A 3,154-nucleotide genomic window follows, 5' to 3' on the forward strand; every position below is an offset into this window, starting at 1 on the left:
TTTGATTTCTGTTTTTAGAGAAAGCTCTAAAAATGGAACTCAGGACGTAACGCCTGAAACGAAACACAGTTCTTTGATAATTGAATAGTAGAGTAGTACAAAATCCTTTAAACCGGTTTTTTGTATGGCACACCGGCCCTTGTCAGGTCACCGTGTCAACAGTACAGAAAGCCAGGAAGGTTTGAAGGTTACAGTAGTTGAGTAGTATCCTCGCAAAAGGGATACAACCTTATAGTTTAATCAAGTTTTGTGGATAAGCTACTAAGGGCTAACGGCGGATGCCTTGGCATCGGAAGGCGATGAAGGACGCGGCAAGCTGCGATAAGCTTCGGGGAGTCGTTAACAGGCTTTGATCCGGAGATTTCCGAATGGGGAAACCCGGCGGGAGTTATACCCCGTCATCATGAACTCAATACATAGGTTCATGAAGCGAACGCAGGGAACTGAAACATCTAAGTACCTGCAGGAAAAGAAATCAATTGAGATTCCGTAAGTAGCGGCGAGCGAACGCGGATCAGCCCAAATCAGCGATATGGATCATAAATGTATAGTGGAACAGTATGGAAAGGCTGACCACAGACGGTGATAGTCCGGTACACGAAATGCATTTTGACCTAGCTGGAAAGAGTACCACGGGACACGTGAAACCCTGTGGGAATATGGGGGGACCATCCTCCAAGGCTAAATACTAACCGATGACCGATAGTGAACGAGTACCGTGAGGGAAAGGTGAAAAGAACCCCGGGAGGGGAGTGAAATAGAAACTGAAACCGTTAGCTTACAAGCAGTTGGAGCACTATGCGCAAGCAGTGTGACAGCGTGCCTTTTGCATAATGAGTCAACGACTTACCCTATGCAGCAAGGTTAAGCCGAGAGGTGGAGCCGAAGCGAAAGCGAGTCTTAAGAGGGCGAATGAGTTGTATGGGGTAGACCCGAAACCGGGTGATCTAGCCATGGCCAGGGTGAAGTCTCGGTAACACGAGATGGAGGCCCGAACCGATATAGGTTGAAAACTGTTCGGATGAGCTGTGGCTAGGAGTGAAAGGCTAATCAAACTCGGTGATAGCTGGTTTTCTCCGAAATATATTTAGGTATAGCCTCACATGTTGACTGACGGAGGTAGAGCACTGACAAGGCTAGGGGTCCCACCGGATTACCAACCCTTATCAAACTCCGAATGCCGTCAAGTTCGAGTGTGGGAGTCAGACTACGGGAGATAAGTTCCGTGGTCGAGAGGGAAAGAACCCAGACCGTCAGCTAAGGTCCCCAAATCTATGCTAAGTGGGAAAGGATGTGGAATTGCAGATACAACCAGGAGGTTGGCTTAGAAGCAGCAACCCTTTAAAGATAGCGTAATAGCTCACTGGTCTAGTGATACCGCGCCTAAAATTCAACGGGGCTAAGCATAGTACCGAAGCTACGGAATCAGATTTATCTGATTGGTAGGAGAACATTGTGGTCGCCTGAGAAGGTACACCGAAAGGAGTGCTGGAGGTCCCACAAGAGCTTATGTTGACACGAGTAGCGAAAAACAAGGTGAGAAACCTTGTCGCCGAAAGCCTAAGGTTTCCTGTAGTCAAGTTAATCTGCTCAGGGTTAGTCGGCTCCTAAGGCGAGGCCGAGAGGCGTAGTCGATGGGAAACGGGTTAATATTCCCGTACCACTATCATAGCGTTTGATGATAAGGGGGGACGGAGAAGGTAAGGCCATCCGGGCGTTGGTTGTCCCGGTTTAAGCGTGTAGGTGTGAGACTTTGGCAAATCCGGGTCTCTTTAACACTGAGGCGTGATGACGATGTCCTTTGGACAATAAAGTGGCTGGTTCCATGCTTCCAGGAAAATCCTCGTATCTAGTTATGATTGTGACCGTACCGTAAACCGACACAGGTAGGCAGGTAGAGAATACCAAGGCGCTTGAGAGAACTCGGGTTAAGGAACTCGGCAAAATAGCACCGTAACTTCGGGAGAAGGTGTGCCAGCATGGTGTAATAATTTACTTATGAAGCCTAGTCTGGTTGCAGTGAATTGGGGGGAGCGACTGTTTACTAAAAACACAGGACTCTGCGAAGTCGAAAGACGATGTATAGGGTCTGACGCCTGCCCGGTGCCGGAAGGTTAAGGGGACTTGTCAGCGCAAGCGAAGCAATGAACCGAAGCCCCGGTAAACGGCGGCCGTAACTATAACGGTCCTAAGGTAGCGAAATTCCTTGTCGGGTAAGTTCCGACCTGCACGAATGGCGTAACGATTTCCCCACTGTCTCAACCCGAGACTCAGCGAAACTGTAGCACCGGTGAAGATGCCGGTTACCCGCAACAAGACAGAAAGACCCCGTGAACCTTTACTATAGCTTGGCATTGGTTTTTGAGGCAACATGTGTAGGATAGGTGGGAGACTTTGAAGTGGCTACGCCAGTAGTCATGGAGTCAACCTTGAAATACCACCCTTGTTGTCTTAGAAATCTAACCGCGGTCCGTCATCCGGATCCGGGACACTGCCTGGTGGGTAGTTTGACTGGGGCGGTCGCCTCCCAAAGAGTAACGGAGGCGCGCGATGGTTCCCTCAGGCTGATTGGAAACCAGCCGTAGAGTGTAAAGGCATAAGGGAGCTTGACTGCGAGAGAGACATCTCGAGCAGGTACGAAAGTAGGTCTTAGTGATCCGGCGATTCCGCATGGAAGGGTCGTCGCTCAACGGATAAAAGGTACTCCGGGGATAACAGGCTTATCTCCCCCAAGAGTCCATATCGACGGGGAGGTTTGGCACCTCGATGTCGGCTCATCACATCCTGGGGCTGGAGCAGGTCCCAAGGGTTTGGCTGTTCGCCAATTAAAGTGGTACGCGAGCTGGGTTTAAAACGTCGTGAGACAGTTTGGTCCTTATCTGTTGCGGGCGCAGGAAATTTGAGGAGATCTTCCCCTAGTACGAGAGGACCGGGGTGGACGAACCTATGGTGTGCCAGTTGTTCCGCCAGGGGCATTGCTGGGTAGCTAAGTTCGGCAGGGATAACCGCTGAAAGCATCTAAGCGGGAAGCCCACTCCAAGATGAGATTTCCCATGGCATTAGCCATCTCAAGGCTCGTTGTAGACTACAACGTTGATAGGTCGGGTGTGGAAGCGTGGTAACACGTGGAGCTTACCGATACTAATAAGCCGTG

Annotated in this window: 1 rRNA gene; it reads left to right on the plus strand. The window is 50.2% G+C overall.

The features are described from left to right. Positions 1 to 251 precede the first annotated feature (251 nt). Positions 252 to 3,154: ribosomal RNA gene (locus tag BUF15_RS26345) — 23S ribosomal RNA — on the plus strand; the annotation flags it as partial.

This window comes from Desulfopila aestuarii DSM 18488 (assembly GCF_900143695.1).
GTDB classification, from domain to species: domain Bacteria; phylum Desulfobacterota; class Desulfobulbia; order Desulfobulbales; family Desulfocapsaceae; genus Desulfopila; species Desulfopila aestuarii.